The organism is Rhizobacter sp., from assembly GCF_046595475.1.
Taxonomy (GTDB): domain Bacteria; phylum Pseudomonadota; class Gammaproteobacteria; order Burkholderiales; family Burkholderiaceae_C; genus Rhizobacter.
Genome location: NZ_JBKJOQ010000066.1, coordinates 19426 through 39468, shown reverse-complemented (window position 1 = coordinate 39468; position 20043 = coordinate 19426). Strand labels below are relative to the sequence as shown.

General features: G+C 64.8%; 15 protein-coding genes. All 15 read left to right on the top strand.

The genetic code is table 11. From position 1 onward, the window contains the following. Positions 1-33 precede the first annotated feature (33 nt). A complete protein-coding gene (gene gspG, locus AC30QB_RS11935; RefSeq protein ID WP_489546440.1) occupies positions 34-483 on the top strand; it encodes a type II secretion system major pseudopilin GspG in 450 nt (149 codons plus the stop codon). A gap of 17 nt (positions 484-500) precedes the next feature. Next, positions 501-1688, top strand: a complete 1188-nt coding sequence (locus AC30QB_RS11930; protein ID WP_489546439.1) for a type II secretion system F family protein — start codon at positions 501-503, stop codon at positions 1686-1688. Beyond that, positions 1685-3349, top strand: a complete 1665-nt coding sequence (locus AC30QB_RS11925; protein WP_489546438.1) for a GspE/PulE family protein — start codon at positions 1685-1687, stop codon at positions 3347-3349. Before AC30QB_RS11930 ends, AC30QB_RS11925 begins: the two co-directional genes overlap by 4 nt. Then, the gene (locus AC30QB_RS11920; RefSeq protein ID WP_489546437.1) at positions 3330-4151 is read left to right on the top strand and encodes a hypothetical protein; all 822 of its coding nucleotides are present in this window, start codon (positions 3330-3332) and stop codon (positions 4149-4151) included. Before AC30QB_RS11925 ends, AC30QB_RS11920 begins: the two co-directional genes overlap by 20 nt. Positions 4152-4155: 4 nt before the next feature. After that, positions 4156-4722, top strand: coding sequence for a hypothetical protein (locus AC30QB_RS11915; RefSeq protein WP_489546436.1), 567 nt, complete (start codon positions 4156-4158; stop codon positions 4720-4722). Next, a complete protein-coding gene (locus AC30QB_RS11910; RefSeq protein ID WP_489546435.1) occupies positions 4719-5321 on the top strand; it encodes a hypothetical protein in 603 nt (200 codons plus the stop codon). Before AC30QB_RS11915 ends, AC30QB_RS11910 begins: the two co-directional genes overlap by 4 nt. After that, on the top strand, positions 5318-5878 hold the full coding sequence (locus AC30QB_RS11905) for a hypothetical protein (protein WP_489546434.1): 561 nt from the start codon (positions 5318-5320) through the stop codon (positions 5876-5878). The genes AC30QB_RS11910 and AC30QB_RS11905 overlap by 4 nt, the downstream gene beginning before the upstream one ends. Positions 5879-5889: 11 nt before the next feature. Continuing rightward, positions 5890-8250 (top strand): secretin and TonB N-terminal domain-containing protein, encoded by a 2361-nt coding sequence (locus AC30QB_RS11900; protein ID WP_489546433.1) that lies wholly within the window; start codon positions 5890-5892, stop codon positions 8248-8250. Further along, positions 8247-8717, top strand: a complete 471-nt coding sequence (locus AC30QB_RS11895) for a prepilin-type N-terminal cleavage/methylation domain-containing protein (protein ID WP_489546432.1) — start codon at positions 8247-8249, stop codon at positions 8715-8717. The genes AC30QB_RS11900 and AC30QB_RS11895 overlap by 4 nt, the downstream gene beginning before the upstream one ends. 5 nt (positions 8718-8722) lie before the next feature. Next, on the top strand, positions 8723-9103 hold the full coding sequence (locus AC30QB_RS11890; RefSeq protein WP_489546450.1) for a type II secretion system protein: 381 nt from the start codon (positions 8723-8725) through the stop codon (positions 9101-9103). Then, positions 9090-9566 (top strand): type II secretion system protein, encoded by a 477-nt coding sequence (locus AC30QB_RS11885; protein WP_489546431.1) that lies wholly within the window; start codon positions 9090-9092, stop codon positions 9564-9566. The genes AC30QB_RS11890 and AC30QB_RS11885 overlap by 14 nt, the downstream gene beginning before the upstream one ends. 155 nt (positions 9567-9721) lie before the next feature. Beyond that, a complete protein-coding gene (locus AC30QB_RS11880) occupies positions 9722-10333 on the top strand; it encodes a PEP-CTERM sorting domain-containing protein (RefSeq protein WP_489546430.1) in 612 nt (203 codons plus the stop codon). A 110-nt stretch (positions 10334-10443) separates the two neighbouring features. Continuing rightward, positions 10444-17820: a PKD domain-containing protein gene (locus tag AC30QB_RS11875; protein ID WP_489546429.1), complete on the top strand. Its 7377-nt coding sequence runs from the start codon at positions 10444-10446 to the stop codon at positions 17818-17820. Next, positions 17795-18841, top strand: a complete 1047-nt coding sequence (locus AC30QB_RS11870) for a hypothetical protein (RefSeq protein WP_489546428.1) — start codon at positions 17795-17797, stop codon at positions 18839-18841. Before AC30QB_RS11875 ends, AC30QB_RS11870 begins: the two co-directional genes overlap by 26 nt. An 85-nt stretch (positions 18842-18926) precedes the next feature. Next, positions 18927-20036, top strand: coding sequence for a PA0069 family radical SAM protein (locus tag AC30QB_RS11865; protein ID WP_489546427.1), 1110 nt, complete (start codon positions 18927-18929; stop codon positions 20034-20036). The last annotated feature ends 7 nt before the right edge of the window (positions 20037-20043 follow it).

Sequence of the window (20043 nt, the reverse complement as noted above, 5' to 3'; positions counted from 1 at the left end):
GGCATACACAAAACGTGAAGAGGGAGGGCGGCAATGACTCGACGCCTTAAGCGCGCGCGCGCTGTATCGAGCTACAAATACATGGGTGGCTTCACCTTGCTGGAGCTCTTGGTTGTGGTGGCGATCATTGCGCTGCTCGCGGCTTATGTGGGGCCCAAGTATTTCTCTCAGGTCGGCAAGTCGGAGCAGAGCGTGGCGAAGTCGCAGGTCGGCTCGTTCAGCCGCGCCTTGGGCGCGTACCGGCTCGATGTCGGCAACTTTCCCAGCACGGAAGAGGGGCTCAACGCGCTGTTGGTGAAGCCGCCGACCGCGACCAAGTGGAACGGGCCTTACCTCGAAAATGCCGTGCCCATGGACCCATGGGGCGCTCCCTACGAGTACCGTTCACCGGGTGCGAACGGTGAAGACTTCGACATCGCTTCATACGGCAAGGACAAGCAGCCCGGCGGCGATGGCGATGCTGCCGACGTCAAGAACCACTGATCCGGGTTCGCGCGGCCATGCATTTCGAAGTTCGAGCGCTCGACGAGGCCTCACAGCAGGTCATCACGGCGTCGCTAGACGCGCTGGATGAGCACGACGCCCGCGCCCAACTTCAGGCGCGGCAGCTCACGCCCATCGAGCTGGTGCAGCGCTCCCAGATGCGCTGGTTGCGTCGCACCGAGCCTTTCTCGGTAGGCCTCTTTGCGCAGGAGCTGAATGCGCTGGTGGGGGCGGGTCTTAGCCTGATCGAGAGCCTGGAGGCGTTTGCCGAAAAGGAGCGCAGGCCGGGCACCAAGACGATTCTGGAGCGGCTCATCACCTCGCTGCGCGAAGGCCATCGTTTCTCCTCAGCGCTTCGCGCCCAAGGCGAGTTTTTTCCACCGCTCTTCATCGGCATCGTCGAGGCTGCCGAAGGCACGGGCGAGCTGGCACCGGCGCTCGAGCGCTACATCAGCTATTCGCAGCGCGTGCAGGCGGTGCGCCAACGCATGATCAGCGCGGCCATCTACCCTGGCATCTTGCTGGGGGTGGGCGGGCTGGTGTCACTCTTCCTGATGGGCTGGGTCGTGCCGCGTTTTGCATCGGTGTACCGCAGCGGTGGCAAGTCGCTGCCCTGGGGTTCGGAGCTGTTGCTGAACTGGGGTCAGTTCGTGGGGCAACACTCGGTCGCGCTGCTGGGCGGGCTGGTGGTGGCGGCGCTGCTGCTCGCATGGTGGGTGCGCTCGGTGTCTCAGCGCGAAGCATGGTCTGGCGTGGCGGGGTTGGTGCCCGGTGTGACGCGGTGGCTGGAGCTGCTGACGCTGTCGCGCCTCTTCCTCACGCTGGGGCTGCTGCTGAAAGGTGGTTTGCCCATTCAGCACGCATTGCTCCTGTCGCGCAGTGTTTTGCCGGCGGCCCGTGCGGCGCTCATTGACACCGTCACCCTGCGCGTGACCGAAGGTTGGTCGCTGTCGGCGGCGCTCGACGAAGCGGGCCTGAGCACGCCCATTTCGTCGCGCTTCGTTCGCGCCGGTGAGCGCTCGGGCCAGGTGGCCGAAATGCTGCACCGTGCCGCGCTGTATCACGACGCCGAAACAGAGCGCTGGGTCGACCGTTTCTCGCGTGTGTTCGAGCCGGTGTTGATGGCCGGCATCGGCCTGGTGATCGGTGTCATCGTGTTGCTGCTTTACATGCCCATCTTTGATTTGGCCGGGAGCATTCAGTGAGGATCACGCCCGACCTGTGGGAGCGCTTGCGCCTGAGCCGCGGCGCGGCCACCACCGTGCTGGCGCAGGCCCTGGAGATCTCTGAGCGTGTGGCCGTGGCGAGCCTCGCGCGCGAGTTCGGCATGCCGTGCTTCGAGACGCTGCATCTTCAGCAACGGGAGCCCGCATTCGACCGCTTGCCCCTGGCCCGCGCGCAGCAGCGGCGTGCCGTGCTGTTGCGCGCCTTGCCTGAAGACACCGGCGTTGCTTATGTGGCTGTGTTGCCCGACCCTTTTGACCGCGACCTGCAGGTGCAGCTAGAAGAATGGGCCGGTGCACCGGTGCGCATCGCGCTTGCCACGCCCGATGACATCCATGCTTACCTGAACCAGCAAGAGGCCCGCTCCAAGGCGATGGAAACCCTGGCGCCAGCCTCCGCAGGAGAGCCTGGTGACAAAGACACCACCGAGGTGTTGTCGCTCGCCACCTTGTCCGAAGCGCAAAGCCCTGCGGTGCGTTTGCTGAACTCGACGCTCTACGACGCCTTGCGCGCCGGCGCCAGCGATGTGCACCTCGAATCCACGGCCAATGGCCTGGTGCTGAAGTACCGCATCGACGGTGTGCTCGATGCCGTGGCCCAGCCGCCGGGTCGGCAGCTGGCCGAGCAGGTGATCTCGCGGCTGAAGGTTTTGTCGGACCTGGACATCGGCGAGCGCCGCGTGCCGCAAGACGGCAGCTTCCGCGTGATGGCGCAAGACCGCCCGATCGACCTGCGTGTCTCGGTGATGCCCAGTGTGCACGGTGAAGACGCCGTGATCCGCATCCTCGACAAGCAGGCCGTGATCGAAGCCCACGGGCGGCTCACGCTGGAGGCGCTGGGCTTCGAGGCGAGCACGCTGACGGTGTTGCGCGACCTGATCGAGGCGCCTTACGGCTTGCTGCTGGTGACTGGCCCCACCGGCTCAGGCAAGACCACCACGCTGTACGCCGCGCTGTCAGAGACCCACACCGGGCGCGAGAAGATCATCACCATCGAAGACCCTGTCGAATACCACCTGCCGGGCGTGCTGCAAATCCCGGTGAACGAGAAAAAGGGGCTGACCTTTGCGCGCGGCTTGCGCTCAATCTTGCGGCACGACCCCGACAAAATCATGGTCGGCGAAATTCGCGACCGCGACACCGCCGAGATCGCAGTGCAATCGGCATTGACCGGCCACATGGTGCTGTCGACGGTGCACGCCAACAACGTGTTCGACGTGTTTGGCCGCTTCATGCACATGGGGCTAGACCCCTACGCGCTGGCCTCTGCGCTCAACGGCATCTGGGCGCAGCGCTTGTTGCGCATCAACTGCCAGCATTGCGTGCAGCCCTATGCGCCCGAACCGCATGAGTTGCAGCGTTTTGGTTTCAGCACCGAAGAGGCCTCTGGCTACCGATTCATGCGCGGCCTGGGCTGTGGCGACTGCCGTGGCACAGGCTATCGAGGCCGCAAAGCCGTGGCCGAGGTGCTTCGGCTGGACGACGAGTTGCGCGAGATGGTCGCCGCCAAGGAGCCCATCCGTCGCCTGAAAGAGGCCGCACGGCTGCGCGGCACGCGCAGTTTGGCGGAAGCGGCGTTGAGCCTGGTGCGCCGTGGCGAAACTACGCTGGAGGAGGTGCGACGTGTCACGATGGCAGCGTGAGCACCTGATGCTGGGGCTGGACGGCACAGCCTTGCTGCGTACCGGCGCACCCGCATCTGCATTCGATGCAGGTGAAGCTGTTGTTCCGTGGACGTCCACCCGACTGCGCGAAGCCATGCGCGCCTGCATGCAGTCGGGGCTGAAGTACGGCTCGGTGCAGGTGCTGGTGTGCGCCGATCTCTGCCGCCATTTCGTTCAACAGCCACCCGCGGGCTTGCGCTCGCTGGCCGAGCTGCAGTCGCTGAGTGCAGCGCGTGCAAGCCAACTCTTTGGCAGTAAGCCTGCCGAGTGGTCGGTCGTGGCCGACTGGAGCCTGGTGAGGCCTTTCGTTTGCGCTGCCATGCCCGCCGCGCTGCTGCAGGCTTTGCAGCAGGCTGCAGCAGAGTTGTCGCTGTCGTTGACAGTCGAGTCGGCCGTGCTGGCAGCGCTGGAACGCGTGATGCCTCTGGCACCGGCAGAGGGTTTCATGGGCTGGGTGACGCCGCGAGCTGCCGTTCTCGCTCACGTGGGGCCACTAGGCGTGACGGCGCTGCGCTGCCTGCGCCGCGCCGCCGATCTGGCCACCGCAGACCTCATGGCGTTGCTGGCCCGCGAGGTGGTGCAAGAAGGCCTGCGGGCCAACCTGCAGGGCAGGGCGCTGCATCTGGTGAATGCAGGCTTGTCAGCCGACGTGGGGCAGGGCGCCGAAGCGGTGCAAGTGCGCAGCCTTGATGCCCCTGCTGCGTTGCCAGCGAGTCTTGAGCGCGACACCGAAGCGGCATGGGCCAGCCGGCTCGCGGCCCTTGCCAGTGCGCAGGCATGACACCATGAAACCGCTGCGCTCCCTCAGCTTTGCTTCGCCTTCGTTTGCCTGGTTGTTCGGGCACCGCGCAAATCGGCGCTCACGACAGTTGGCGGTGGTGGGGCTCGCCTTGACGGCGGTGTGCCTGCTCACGGCGGCAGGGGTTTGGCTTGACCTGCGGATGCAGCGGTCGGAGCGGCAAGACTCCCTGGCGGCGACCGAGCAGCGGGCGAGCCGAAACGCACGGCCGCCCACGCGGCCCGCATCGGCGCCCGCCTTTAGCGCCGCCGAGCGGGTGCGCATCAACCGGCTCGTGCGGCGCCTGAACACGCCGTGGCCTTCGATCTTTGCAGCACTGGAGACCCAGGCCTTGCCGGGGGTTGCCGTGTTGTCCGTAGAACCAGACGTGGAGCGCGGCGCCCTGCGCGTGCATACCGAAGGCCCGTCGCTGGACGAGCTTCTGCGCCATGCCGCGCGGGTGCAGGAATCCCCGCAATTCGCAGGCATGCAGTTGCTGCGCATCGACCCCGAAGAAGCGAAGGGCGGCTCCGAGATGTCGCGCTTGAGTTTTGACCTGGTGCTGACCCGATGACCCCCATCGTCCCGAAGCCAATATCTCCGCCGCGTCGCGCCGACCCGCGGGGTTGGCTAGGCCTGGGTTTCTGGCGCCACGGGCTGTGGCTGCCATTGGCGCTGGCCATGCTGCTCGCGGCAGGTCTGTTGGTACGCGAGGCGGTGGCCCTCAGGGCAAGCCTGCGGCCTGTCGAGGGCGCTGCCCTGGCGACGCCGTCGCCGGCATCGCCGTCAACCTCGCCCGCGGCAGCCGAAGAGCCGCACATCAGCGCGTGGCGCCAGGTGCTGGTGCCCTCCAAAGAGTCGACGCAATTGGTGCGTCGCCTGGTGGAGCTGACCCAGCCCGAGCTCGCTTGGCAGCGCGCGCAGTTTCAGCAGACCGAAGACCTTGCGCTGGGCGTGGTGCAGCTGCAAATCACGGTGCCCGTGAGTGGCGAGTACCGGCAGATGCGCAAGTCTCTCGACCGTGCGCTGCTCGAGATGCCCAATCTTTCGCTCGACCAGGTGATGTTCAGGCGCCAGCAGGCGAGCGACTCGCAGTTGGAGTCGCGGCTGCGCTTCTCTTTGTGGCTGGACGCCTCGCGTGGTCCGGCCAATGCACCGGAGCCCAAACCGTGAAGATCACGCTGCCCAAGGGGCGCCTGGTCGTGCTGCTGCCCGTGTTGGCGCTGGCAGCCTACCTGGCCGTGTTCGGCGACAAGACGCCGCAGGGCGCAGCCAAAGCCGCGGTGCCGCTGGCTCGGCCCACCGCAGCGGCGGCAGCCCTGGCCCGCGCGCCACAAGTCGCGACCAACCGCAAACTCGCAGTGCCGCTGGAGCGAATTGAAGCGGTGATGCCGCGGGGTCAGCTGATGAGCGCTGCTTCGGCACCATCGGCAAACTTGTTTGCAAGCCCCACGTGGTCGGCCCGGCCACAGCCCGCTCTTGCACCTGCGCAGCCCCTGGCTGCACAGCCTGTGCCCCCAGCAGTGCCGAGCTACCGCGTGCTCGGCAAGAAGCTGGAAAACGACAGCTGGGAGGTCTATCTCGGGCGCGACGATTCAAGCGTGATCGTTCGCGCCGGTGACACATTGGACGGCACCTGGCGCATCGACGCCATCGACCCACCCAGCATGTTGATGACCCACCTGCCCAGCGGGGCTGCACAGAGCCTGGCCATTGGAGATTCGCGGTGAAAGAAAAGCAGATGAGCAGCTTGTGGAGGGTATGCGCAGCGATGATCGCTTGCGCGGCCCTGTGGGGCTGCGCGGCGCAGACAGCCTACCGAGACGGGCAAGACAAGGTGGCGCAAGGCCAGCTCAACGAGGCGCTGGTGCGCTTCCAAGAGGCTGCTCGCATCGAGCCGGGCTCAGTCGAATACCGAGTGGCTTACTTGCGCACTCGCGACCGGCTCATCGAGGCCAACCTCGCGCGCGCGGGGCAGTCTCGTGACCGTGGTGAGCTCGATGCAGCCGAGCAGCAATACCGCCTGGCGTTGGCGCTCAACGGCACCGAAGAGCGCGCTTTGCAGGGCGTGAGGCAACTTGACCAGCAGCGCCGCTGGGACCGTCTGGTCAGAGAGGCCGAAACGGCCGCGATGAAAAAAGACTGGGATGAGGTGCGTGCACGCCTGACACCGGTCTTGCGAGAGAACCCAGGGCATCGCCGTGCGCAAGACTTGCTAAGGCAGGCGGCCGACGCCACCAGCAAGCTCAACGAAGCCGCAAGCAGCAGCGACAAGACCCTCGCCGCTGCCTACCGCAAACCCGTCACCATCGAGTTTCGCGACACCGCGATCAAGACCGTGTTTGAGGTGCTGGCGCGTTCATCGGGTCTGAACTTCATCTTCGACAAAGACGTGAAGACCGAGCAGAAGGCCTCGATCTTCCTGAAGAACTCGACTGTGGAAGCAGCCGTCAACATGCTGCTGATGTCGAACCAGCTGGACCAGCGCGTGCTCGATGCCAACACGGTGTTCATCTACCCCAGCACAGCGGCCAAGCAGAAGGACTACCAGCAGCTCACGGTGCGCAGCTTCTACCTGGCGTATGCAGATGCCAAGACGGTGGCGGCCACGCTGAAAAACCTGCTGAAGCTGCGCGACCCGATCGTTGATGAGAAGCTCAACATGGTGATGGTTCGCGACTCACCTGAGGCCATTCGCGTGGCGGAGAAAGTGGTGGCGCTGCACGACATACCGGAAGCCGAGGTCATGCTTGAGGTCGAGATTCTCGAAGTCAAGCGAACGCGCCTGCTCGACCTCGGCGTGCGCTGGCCCGACCAGCTGAGCCTGACGCCGCTGCCCTCGGTCACCGGTGCGGCGCTCACGCTCACCGATTTGCGCAACCTCACGAGCAACACCGTCGGTGCGGCTGTGGGGCCGCTGTCTATCAATGCGAAGAAGACCGACACCGACGCCAACATTTTGGCCAACCCGCGCATCCGCGCGCGCAACCGCGAGAAGGCCAAGATCCACATCGGCGAGCGCGTGCCCAACATCACCGCGACATCCACTTCCACCGGCTTCGTTGCCGAGTCGGTGAACTATGTGGATGTGGGCCTCAAGCTCGACGTGGAGCCCACGGTCTATCTCGACAACGAGGTGGCCATCAAAGTGTCTCTGGAGGTCAGCAACATCATCAGCCAGGTGCAAACGAAGTCGGGCACGCTGGCCTACCAGATCGGCACCCGCACCGCGAGCACGACGCTGCGTTTGAAGGATGGCGAGAACCAAGTGCTGGCCGGTTTGATCAATGACGAAGACCGGCGTTCGGCCAACAAGGTGCCCGGCCTGGGAGAGATACCGTTGCTCGGGCGCTTGTTCGGCAACCAGGCCGACGACAACGCCAAGACCGAGATCGTTCTGTCGATCACGCCGCGCGTGCTGCGCAATGTGCAGCGCCCCGATGCGGCGGGGCAGCAGTTCGAGTCGGGTACAGAGACCAACACCGGAAGCCCGGGGTCGTCTGCAGCCCCTGCGCGCATGCCTGCTGCTGCCGGCAGCTCACCGTCGGCTGCGACCTCAGCCACAAATGCAGCGGTGAATGCGGCGGCCACGCCAGCAGCCAACAGTGCAGCGGCGGTCGGCCTGTCAAATCCGATCGTGCCCACCGCGGTCGGTCCCGGCATCCAGACGCCGCCGGTCAACACCGTCACCGCCCGCTGGGATGCGCCCCTCAGCGCGCGCGTGGGCGACGTGATCACCGTCAACTTGGTGACGCAGAGCGATCAGCCCGTCACGGCGATGCAACTGGTGCTCGGGCTCGAGGCAGCTTCAGCGCAGGTCACCGGCGTGACCGAAGGCAACTTCTTGCGCCAGGGGAACGCCACCACCACCTTCAACAGCCAGGTCGACCCGTCGGGGCAGGTGCTGGTCACGGGCGTGCGCAGCGGTGGAACAGGCGCCGCCCTTGAAGCGCCGTTGCTGAGCTTGAGCCTGAGGGTCACGGCACGCCCTGCCAATGGCGAGCTGCGTGTGCAAGTGCTCAACTTGTCGCCAGTCGGGTTGCTCGGGCGGGCAATGGCGGGGCAGTTGCCGGTGCCCCTGGTCATCAGCGTGCTGCCATGAAAGGGCGTGGCTTCACGCTGATCGAGCTGCTGGTGACCTTGGCGATCCTGTCGGTGCTCGCCACTGTGGCGGTGCCCTTGGCCCAGCTCCAGGTTCAACGCGCCAAAGAGCAAGAGCTTCGAATGGCACTGCGCGAGATTCGCATGGCCATCGACACCTACAAGCGCGCAGCCGATGAAGGCCGCATTGCGCGTGAGATCGGGGCGACGGGCTACCCGATGGCGCTCGACATGCTGGTGCAGGGCGTGGAAGACCGGCGAGACCCCAAGCGCCGCAAGCTCTTCTTTCTGCGGCGCCTGCCGCGCGACCCGTTCGCCCCCGATGAAGTGACGAACGATGCCGACACCTGGGGCCAGCGCGCCTACGCCAGCGAGCCCGATGACCCTCAAGCAGGTGACGACGTCTACGACGTTTACTCGCGCAGCGCTCTGGTGGGGCTCAATGGCGCGCCCTATCGCCGGTGGTGAGCAAGATGCAAAAGCAGTGCGCCCTGGGTTTCACGCTGATCGAGCTGTTGGTGGTGCTCGCAATCGTGGCGACGCTGCTCACGCTCACGGTGCCGCGCTACTACGGCAAGGTCGACGCCAGCAAGGAGATCGTGCTCCGCGAGAACCTGCGCACCACGCGCGACGTGCTGGGCAAGTTCTACGGCGACACAGGCCGCTTCCCCGAGACGCTCGACGAGCTGGTGGAGAAGAAGTACCTTGCCGCCGCGCCGCTAGACCCCATCACCGACTCATCGAGCAGCTGGACGCTCGTGCCGGTACCCGAAGGCTATCGCGGCGTGGTGTATGACATCCGCAGCACCGCACCCGGGCTCGGGGCCAACGGCAAGCCCTATGCAGAGTGGTAGCCGCGCCAACGCCTGCCGGGGCTTCAGCTATTTGCTGTTGATGGTGGTGATGGCCGTGCTGGCGGTGACGGCCGGCGCGGTGTCTGCGGGGCAGAACGTGTTTCGCCGCCAGTCGGAGCAGGGGCTGCTCGGTGCGGGCGAGGAGCTTCGGGCGGCGCTCATCAGCTACCGCTCGGTGGGCGGCGGCGGCGTGAGATCGGGGCCGAAGGAGTTGGTCGATCTTTTGCGCGATCCTCGCGAGCCCGGAGTGCGCCGCCATTTGCGCCGTGTTCCGATCGATCCGCTGACGGGCATGGCAACCTGGGGTGTGGTGCGCGACGCCCTCGGTGACATCGCCGCGGTCTACAGCTTGGCGGAGGGGCAACCGATCAAGCGCGAGGGCTTCGAGCCGGTGCAAGTGGGGTTCGACAATGCCGACTCTTATGCGCAATGGCTGTTTGGCGTGGGTCTTGTGGCGCGATAGCGTGCGGGCGAGATTCGCTGACCCATCGCGAGTCAACCCACCGAAGTGAGGGGGGCTCTGGGCATCGCTTCGTCACGCAAAAGACGTGGGCGAGGCGCAATAATCGGATCAACAAATCGACGGGCCTGCAACGGGCCTGTACAAGGGAGGGTGTCATGCAGATAGGTGTTTCAGCAGCCGTGCGCGGCTTGTGCAAGCTGGCTTTTTTTGGGGCCATGCTCGCGGGCGCAGCTGGGCAGGCAAATGCCTACAGCTTGACGGTGAACCCGGCCAGTCAGACGACCAACATCGGCAGTGAGATCGGCATCACCGTCACGGCGGCTGATCTTTTCCCTGGCGGCCTGGGCAGCTACAACCTCGACCTGTCCTTTCAAGACGGCGTGCTCGGTTTTGATCGCGTGGTTGATGGCTTCGGCATGGGCGGTGCATTCGGCCTCAGCTATGCGCTGAGCGGCAGCGTGCTGACGCTCACCGACACCTCTCTGGATGACGTAGACACGCTGCTGGCGCTGCAGAACCCGAGCTTCGCCTTGTTCACCGTTTACTTCAATGCCTTGAGCGAAGGCACCAGCTTCCTGTCGCTGTCGGGCATCACGCTGTCCGATGCGTTCGGTACAGAAGTCGACTACACCGCCACGGGCGGCACGGTCACCGTGCAAGCCGTTTCTGCAGTGCCCGAGCCCAGCACCTTGTCGCTGATGGTGGTGGGCGGCCTGGCGGGCCTGTGGCTGCGCCGGCGCAACGCCACCGCTCGCTCCAGAGGCTAGGCGCACCACGCGCCGGCCCACCGCTCAAAGCTGTACCGCAGGCGGCCTTAGGGCCGCACTGACTCGCGTCAGGCCCACGGCATCGTGGCGCCATAAGAGGGAGAAAAACCATGCGTAGCCTCTATCAATCATTGGCGAAGAGCGTCTTCGCGCTGGCACTGACACTCGTCGGTACCGGCGCATGGGCCTTGAAGTGCGACGTCGACAACAACGGCCGCATCGACCGTGTCGACATCGGCCTGATCCAGCAGGCCATCGTGGCCAAGGCCCCGGTGACCGGGCCAGACGACCCTCGCGACGCAGACGACAACGGCGTAATCAATGCCGTCGACAGCCGCATCTGCGTCTTGCGCTGCCGCTACGCGAGCTGCGCGGTGAACGGCGCACCCGTGGCGAACGCCGGGCCCGACGGCACCGTGCGCGTGGGCGAGCGTGCGACCCTCAGCGGCGCGGCCTCCAGTGACCCCGATGGCAACCCTCTGACCTACGCCTGGGCGTTCACCAGCCGACCCGCTGGCAGCGCCGCCGCCTTGAGCGGCGCGACCAACGTCAACCCCAGCTTCGTTGCAGACCGCGCCGGCAACTACATAGTGCAACTGGTGGTCAACGACGGCACCGTGAGCAGCGTGGCCGCCAGCGTCACCATCAGCACCCGCAACTCTGCCCCGGTGGCCAACGCCGGGACCGACCAGACCGCACGCGTGGGTGACACCGTGGCGCTCGATGGTCGGCTGAGCAGCGACGTCGACGGCGATCCACTCACCTACGCTTGGCGCATCGTCAGTGCGCCGGTCGGAAGCACCGCGGTGTTGAGCAGCACGGCAGCGGTTCAACCCACGCTCAGCATCGGCGCGGCAGGCAGCTACGAAATCGAACTGATCGTGAGCGATGGCAGCATCGCCAGCCCACCCGACACGGTGCTGATCTCCACCACCAACTCTGCGCCGGTCGCCCGCCCGGGCAACAACCGCTCGGTGACGCTCGGCACCCTGGTGCAGCTCGACGGCAGCGTGAGTTCTGACGTCGATGGCAATGCACTGACCTATTCCTGGTCGCTGCTCAGCCGCCCGGCGGGAAGCACCGCGGCCCTCAGCAACCCTGTGGCCGTCAACCCGAGCTTCACCGCCGATCGGGCAGGCAACTATGTGGTCCAGCTGATCGTCAATGACGGCTTGGTCAACAGCGCCCCGGCGAGTCTTACCGTCAGCACAGACAACGCAGCCCCCACCGCCAACGCCGGCCCTGACCAGACCGTGCCACTGAGCGCCAGCGTGCAGCTCAGCGGCAGTGCGTCGACTGATCCAGAAGGCGGCCCGCTCACCTACACATGGGCGCTGACCGCGCGCCCCGCGGGCAGCACCGCCGTGTTGAGCAACCCCGCGTTGGTGAACCCGAGTTTCATCGCCGATCGACCGGGCACCTACGTGGCCCAGCTGATCGTGGGCGACGGCGTGCTCAGCAGCGCACCCGACACGGTGATCATCAGCACCCAGAACTCACGCCCCGTGGCCGATGCCGGCGCGGCGCAAGCCGTTGAAACCGGCAGCGTCGTTCAACTCAATGGCAGCGCCAGCCGCGACGCCGATGGCGATGCACTGACCTACAGCTGGAGTTTCACCTCACGCCCGGCCGGCAGTGCCGCTGTGCTTAGCAGTCCCACCGCGATCAGCCCCAACTTCGTGGCTGACCTGGCAGGCAGCTATGTCGCGCAGCTCATCGTCAGCGACGCCAGCCTGTCCAGCGCGCCAGCCACCGTGCTCGTCACCGTCACCACGACCAACCGTGCCCCGGTGGCCGTGGCCGCCGCCAACCCCACCGGTGTGAACGTGGGCGCCACCGTCAGCCTGAGCGCTGCCGGTTCCAGCGACCCCGATGGCAACCCCATCACCTACGCCTGGAGCGTCGCCCTGCGGCCCGCCGGCAGTGCCGCCAGCGTCAACAACCCGAGCGCGGCCAGTGCCAGCCTGGTGCCTGACGTGGCGGGCAGCTACATCGTGCAGCTGACCGTGTCCGACGGCTCGCTGAGTGCCAGCGCCACGGCCAACTTCACCGCCACTGCGGTGGTGGCCAACCGGCCGCCGGTCATCGTGACCACTGCGCAAACGTCTGCCACGGCAGGCGCGCCTTACGCCTACGACGTCGATGCAACCGACCCGGACGCAGGCGACACGCTGATTTACTCGTTGACCGCCGCACCCGCCGGCATGGCCATCAACCCCGCCACAGGCCTCATCACCTGGACGCCGACGCTGGCGCAGCTGGGCAGCCAGGCCGTGACAGTGCGCGTGGCAGACGCCGCCGGTTTGTTCGCAACGCAAAGCTTCACGGTGACCGTCTCCGATGCGGCCACGGCCTTGCAAGTGGCGGCGAGCTTGACGCCAGCCATCGCGAACGCGGGTGAAACCATCACGCTCACAGTGCTGGTCTCTGGCGGCAATGGTGGCGCCGTCACGCGTAGCGCCACGCTCGACGGCACCTCGCTGGTGCTGAACGGCGCAGGCGTCGCCACCTTTGCTGCGCCCGCCACGGGAGTGCACCGTGTCGTCGTGCGCGCCGAGTCGGCCGCCGTGAACGGCACTGCTCCTGCACCGCAGGTGCGTGAGTTCATCCTGACCGTGCGCGATGCCACCGACACCACAGCGCCAGTCGCCGCTATCACCACACCGGCAGCCAACAGCGAAATCTTGGCGCCGGTGCCTGTCACCGGCACGGCCACCGATGCGCACTTTGCCTATTACCAATTGCTGCTGCGCCCGGCGGGCTCCAGCAGCTCTGCCTGGGTCGAGATTTATCGCGGGCTGAGCGCGGTGAGCAACGGCGTGCTCGGCACGCTCGATCCTTCGCGCGTCAGCAATGGCGTGTACGAGCTAGGCTTGAACGTCGTCGACGTCAACGGGCGGGCCACGAGCGTGGTGGTGCCTATCGAGATTTCGCGCGATCGCAAGATCGGTCAGTTCCGCATGAACTTCACCGACATCCGTGTCGATGCCAGCGGCATGCCGCTGGTGCTCAGTCGCACATATGACAGCTTAAAGAAAGACGTTATGGGCGACTTCGGCTGGGGCTGGAGCGCCGACTCGCAAGACGTGAGCGTGCGCAAGAACATGGTGTTCGGGCAGCAATGGAATGTGACCACCAGTGGCTTCAATATCTGTCTGCGGCCTGCAGGCCAGCGTCGTGTCACCGTCACGCTACCCGACGGTGGTGTGTACCGCTTCAATGCACGCAACCAGCCGGAGTGCGCCTTTGCCCAGGTGCCCGAGCTGAACATCGTGCTCGACCCGCTGCCGCTTCCAGTGGGTGGTGGCGCCGGCGCGGGTGCCGGTGCGGGCCAACTTGAAGTCATCGTTACCGACTCGGTGCTCGTGCAGGGGGGCAACATCTATAACGCCGACACCGGCGAGCCCTGGAACCCCACCGACTTCAGATTCACCGATGCGCAGGGCGTGAAGTACGTGCTGCGAGAAGGCGTGGGTGTCGTGAGTATCACCGACTTGTATGGCAACACCGTCAACTACGGTAGCAACGGCTACCAACACAGTGCCACGCTCGCAGTGCAGCTGACCCGCGATGGGCAGGGCCGCATCACGCGCGCCACCGACCCGCTCGGCCGCAGCCTGAACTACGCTTACAACACCGCCGGTGAGCTGGCGAGCGTCACCGATCGCCTGAGCCAGACCACCTACTTCCAGTACGACACCGCCACTCGGGCGCCCGGTACTGGTGACAGCGGCAGCCAGAATAGCGCACACCTCTTGGCCAACATTACCGACCCGCGCGGCGTGGTGGTCCTGCGCCAGCAGTTCGACGAGTACGGCCGGCTCGCCGGCAACGCCGACGCCAACGGCGCCGGTGCAAGCCAGACCTTTGACGAAGCCAACAACCTGCAGCGTGTGGTCGATCGCCGCGGCAATGCCAGCACCTATGCCTTCGATACCGCCGGTAACGTGACCCGCGTTGTCGACGCACGTGGTGGCATTACCGACCTCACTTACGACGCCAACGGCAATGAGCTGACACGGCGCGATCCACTGGGCAACGTGGTGACCAAGACCTACAACGCTGTCAGCGGCAAGGTCTTGACTCAAACCGACCCGTTGGGCCGCGTAACCACGACGGCTTACCCCACCACAGGCAGAGATTCAGAGCGCCAGAATCCGGTGAGCCTGACCGACCCACTGGGTCGGGTAACCAGCTATGGCTATCGGCCGGGCGACAGCACTTTCCCTGGTGCCACACCCAACAGCATCACCGAACCGCTGGGCCGCAGCACCAGCATTGGTATGGACACTCGAGGCAACCTCACGTCGCTGAATGTGGCCGGCATTGCCATGACCTACGTCTATGACACCAAAGGCCGCCGCACGCGTGAAACCGATGGTCTGGGCAACATCACCAACTACACGTTCGACGATAACGGCAATGAGCTTACGCGCAGTGTCACTCGCACGGTAGCGGGCGTGCCGCGCACCGAAACCACCACGCGTGTCTACGATACCGACAACCGTGCGACCCAGCAAACCGACCCGACGGGCGCGGTCCGTCACAGCACCTACAACGCGGCTGGCAAGGTGGCTACGAGCACCGATGCGCTGGGCCGCGTCACGCGATATGCCTATGATGCCAACGCCCGTCTCGTGCGCACCGACTACCAAGACGGCAGCAATGAGCAGGTCGAGTACGACGCCAATGGCAACCAGATCAGCTCTACCGACCGCCTGGGCCGTGTTACGCGCATGGGCTATGACGAGCTCAACCGCCATGTGCAGACCCAGAATGCCGACGGCACCTTCAGTGCCAAGGAGTACGACGCTGCTGGCCGAATGACGGCCGAGGTAGACGAGCGTGGTGCCCGCAGCAGCTACGAGTACGACGCGGCGGGTCAACTCATCGGCAACACCGACGCCAGCGGCCGACGTACCCAGCACAGCTACGATGCTGCCGGCAATCGCACGCAAACGCGCATGCCCGACGGTCGGATCATCGGCTACGTGTACGACGCGCTGAACCGCATGACGCGCACCGACTTCGCCGATGGCAGCACTCATCTGGCCACCTACCGGCCCGATGGTCGCAAAGACACCGAGACCGATGCGCGTGGCGTGCTCACCACCTACGGCTATGACGCGGCAGGCCGCTTGACCAGCGTGGTGCAGAGTGGCGTGCCCGTCGCCACCAACTACGCATTCGATGAAACCGGCGCTAAGACGATGCAGCGCGATGCCAACGGTCGCCAGGTGCTGTGGCGCTACGACGCAGCCGGCCGGCCGGTCAGCCGCACGCTGCCCGACGGCGCAGTCGAGACTTTTGTGTTCGACTTGCAGAGCCAACTCACCGGCTACACCACCTTCGCTGGTCAGACCATAACCCGCACCTACGACAGCGTAGGCCGCGAAACCAGCCGTAGCATTCCGGCTACGGCCACCACCACGGCACGCGCTCTGAGCTGGACGTACACGGCCGATGGCAAGCGCGCGACACAAACCGAGACTGGTGCCACGTCCGCTCAAGGAACCACGACCTACACCTACGACACGCTTAACCGCATCGTGCAGATGGTCAGCCCGCAAGGCACGTTGGGCTGGGCCTATGACGCGGTCGGGCGTGTCACACAACGCACCACCTCGGAAGGCAGCACGAGTTATGAGTACGACGGCGACGGACGCCTGACACGCATGACAGCGCCGGGTGGGCTGTCCACCATCTACAGCTATGACGTTGCCGGGCGCATCAGCCGCAGCGAGCAATCGCTGAACAGTGCCACCGGCGTGACGCTCGTGACCGACACACGCCACGACGCGCAAGACCGTCCGGTGGTTATCGCACATAGCAGGCGCACCGGAGCGGGCACTACACTGGTTGCCGGCCAGGCCATCACACGCGGAACCGGAGGCGCAGTCACGCGCATCGACACCTTCAACGCGGCTGCTTCGTACGACAGCGCGACGGGTGCTTTCGCTGGCACACCGATCCGTGCACAAACCTTCGGGTATGACGCCAACGCGCGGCTGACCCAAGAGAACAACTACAAGGATGCCCAGCTCTTAGCTTGGCTTTCTAACAACACGAGCCCAGCCACCCAAGCCAACACTTACGGCTATGACGTCGTGGGCAATCGCAGCACGAAAACCGTGGTCACACCGGCGGGTACCGAGAACACGGCTTATGTCTACGATAGCAATGACAGGCTGACCACCGAAACCCTGAGCACTACCACCGGCTCTACGGTCGTGACCTCGTACACCTGGGACGGAAACGGCAACCAGGCCAGCAAGCTGAGCCCGAGCGAGTACACCGGTTACACCTTCGATGCTGACAACCGGCTGATCCAGGTACGACGCGGCGCCTCGCTGGCCCTGGCAACGGTGATTGCCAGCTACGGCTATGACGCTGACGGACAACGCATCAGCAAGACCACACCGACGGGAACGACGAGGTTCCTGATCGACACCACAACGACCTGGCCGCAGGTTGTTCTTGAGAGCTTTGGGGTTCAGCGCGTGGCCTATGTCTGGGGCGACGTCCTTCGCCAGCAGACAAGTGGGACGCAGGGCAGCGTGTACGGGGCACCCACTGACGACCTGATCCCACTTCGTGGTCACCTGGGCACCACCCTGGTGACCGTTGATCGGGCAGGCAACGCAGTCGAGTCAACTGAGGCCGATGCATTTGGTGAGCTTTCCCTCAACAACCCGCGTACGAATCACCAGTTCGACGGCGAGTACTGGGATGCTGATGCTAAGGCAACCTATCTACGCGACCGCTGGTACAGCCCGGGGGCTGGCCGTTTCCTCAGTATTGATCCTGCGCGCGGCGTGTTGAGCAATCCGAGAACTTTGAACCGCTATGCCTTAGCCGGTGCTGACCCCATCAACCGCCGCGACCCATCCGGACGAATGGAAATGTCGCTGGGTGGCCTGGGCGCCGGCTTGAGCATCTCTGCCAACATGGCAACCGCAGCTATCGGTGGTATCAGCTTGGCTGCCATTCTTTACCCTTACGCCGACACGGCGGTGAGATCTACGTTGTGGGACATCATGGTGCTGATGAAGATCACCGCCACCGTTCCGGATGAGGCCGTAGAGAAGATGGCAGCTGCCGCGACCAAGGCAGAAGAGAAGGATCACAAAGGGCCTGAACTGCACCACACGGTTCCGAAGTATCTGTGCGGTGTCGAGGACCAGGTCAAGGCGCTTGTGACCTACAGCGAGCACTCGCAGATTCACGCAGGTCTCTCTGTCGTGCAGTTTTCGATTGAAGCGGCGGGAGATGCAGTGGCCGATACACTCAACATTCCGTTTGGTCGTCGGCGTGCGTCTACAGTTCAGACCTTGGGCAAGAATTTGGTGGGCCGTGCCGCCATCAGCAAGGCGATCGAAGCGTTTTACACCCTTACGCCCGCTGGCAGCTTTGGTGGCGGTTCGGTGATGACCGTCTTCGGCCTTGAAGGGCCCTTGTTCGTTGGCGGAAAGACGTCTTGCTTCTGATGAACTGACTCCTTCCATGGCCTTGTTTTGGACTTGTCACGAACTTGGCCTTGAGCAGCTTCTAGCGCTGAGCTTCGAAGAAGCGACAGCGCGCTACCGAAGCAATGGCCCCGCCATACTGCTCAGCCGCTTGGGCTCGGGCGCGGCTGACGACTACTGCATCGCGAACCTGCTTTCGCCAGCGGGCACAGTCTTCTGGGCAGCTCCGGTTCGGCAGGCCTTGATGGCGCATCGCCTGCCGGCGGATGCCGCGCTGCGAGCGAAGGTCAAGACCCAGCTGAAGCCTTTTCTGCCTGCCAGAGGGCCTGCTTCTAAGAAGGCCGGGCGCACCGAATGGTTGCGAACATTCCTTGAGGACTTGGGTGAGGATCGCGGGCCGGCACGAACACTGTCGGCTCAGCCGCCGAGCTTCAAGGAGCAGTTTCGCCGACTATCGTGTGTGCTGCGAAACGATGCGGTGGCGGCATTCGTGCAAGGGCAAAACAGCGAGCTGGGTGAGTTGGGTGACTTTGCTTTTTTCGGCGCCGACGAGCGAGTGCTCATGCTCGATTCGACGGAACCGGCCAGTCTGCGCGCAGCTTTTTTCTCGGGCATCTCTCCCGTCGCTTTCATCAAGCAGCCCGATGCCTGGGATGCCCTGAACCAACGGCTGCTCGCGGGCATGGTCGCCGAGATCCGCGCGCTCGAGGCGGGTGCGGCCTATTCATTCCAGATCGAGCCCTTGCGTGTTGTCAACCCGGTGCTGAACTTTCATCTGCCGCCGGTGGCGGCGCTCCGGCAGCGGTCGGAGGCCTGTCTCGTGCAGGCGCTGGCTTGTCGAGCGCGCCTGGTGCGATTGCTCGGTTGGCCTTCTCACTTGGCCAGCGTGCTTGCGGCCTTGCCCGTGGAAGACACGGGGCTGCCGACCCTCAGGGACTACCAGGCCACAGCACCCTATGACGCGGTGGCCGAGCTGCAGGCCTATCTGTCGGATATGGCGATGCGATTTCCATCGCTGCTGGATTCCCTGCGCAAACACTGAGAAACGTGCTTGCAACGCGCGTTGAAAACAGCAGGCGCGCAAATGTCATAGTCGGGAGAGTGTGAATACTGTATAAAACAACAGTATGCATAAGAACCCTGTCATCCCCATTGATCTGCAGAAACTCAAGGGCCGTGGCACGGCCTGGGCCATCGAGCACCGCTACACCCGCCAGCCCAGTGAAACATTCGACGACGGCTGGGGCACGCTCGATCAGGCCGCAAGCGAAGAGCACGTGCCCGTCGCCACGCAAATCATCGAAGAGCACGCCAAGTCGATCCTGTCGAGCAACGACTCACCTGACATCTACTTCGACCAATCGATCAACCCCTACCGCGGCTGCGAGCACGGCTGCATCTACTGCTTCGCCCGGCCCACCCACAGCTACCTCAACATGTCGCCGGGCCTCGACTTCGAGACCCGCATCATCGCCAAGGTGAACGCGGCTGAGCGGCTGCGCGAGGCCTTTGCCGGCCGCCATTACGAGCCGTCGTTTCTCAATGTTGGCTCCGCCACCGATGCCTATCAACCCATAGAGCGCAAGCTTGGCATCACGCGCTCGATCATCGCGCTGCTGGCCGAATGCCGGCACCCGTTTTCACTGGTCACCAAGTCTTCGGGCATTGAGCGCGACCTTGACCTCATCACGCCAATGGCCGCAGACAAACTCGTCGCGGTGTATGTGTCGCTCACCTCGCTGGATGCCAATCTCGCGCGCATTCTTGAGCCCAGAGCCGCCGCACCGCATCGTCGGTTGCGCACCATCGAGGCGCTGGCCAGGGCCGGCGTGCCGGTGGGCGTGAGCCTGTCGCCAGTCATCCCTTTCATCAACGAGCCCGAGATCGAGCGCATTCTCGAAGCCGCGGCGGCGGCGGGTGCACGCACTGCATTCAGTGTGGTGCTGCGCCTGCCCTGGGAAGTGAACCCCTTGTTTCAGCAATGGCTGGAGCAGCACTTCCCCGAGCGGGCCGGCCGCGTAATGGCGCGCGTGCGCGAGATGCGTGGTGGCAAAGACTATGACGCCACCTTCGGCAGCCGAATGAAGGGTGAGGGCGTATGGGCCCAGTTGCTGAACCAGCGCTTCACCAAGGCCTGCGCGCGCCTGGGATTGAACAAGACGCGCATTGATCTCGACCTCACGCTGTTCCGCAAGCCACGCTTGCCAGCGGCCAACGGGCAAACCGAGCTGTTCTAGCCCCAGC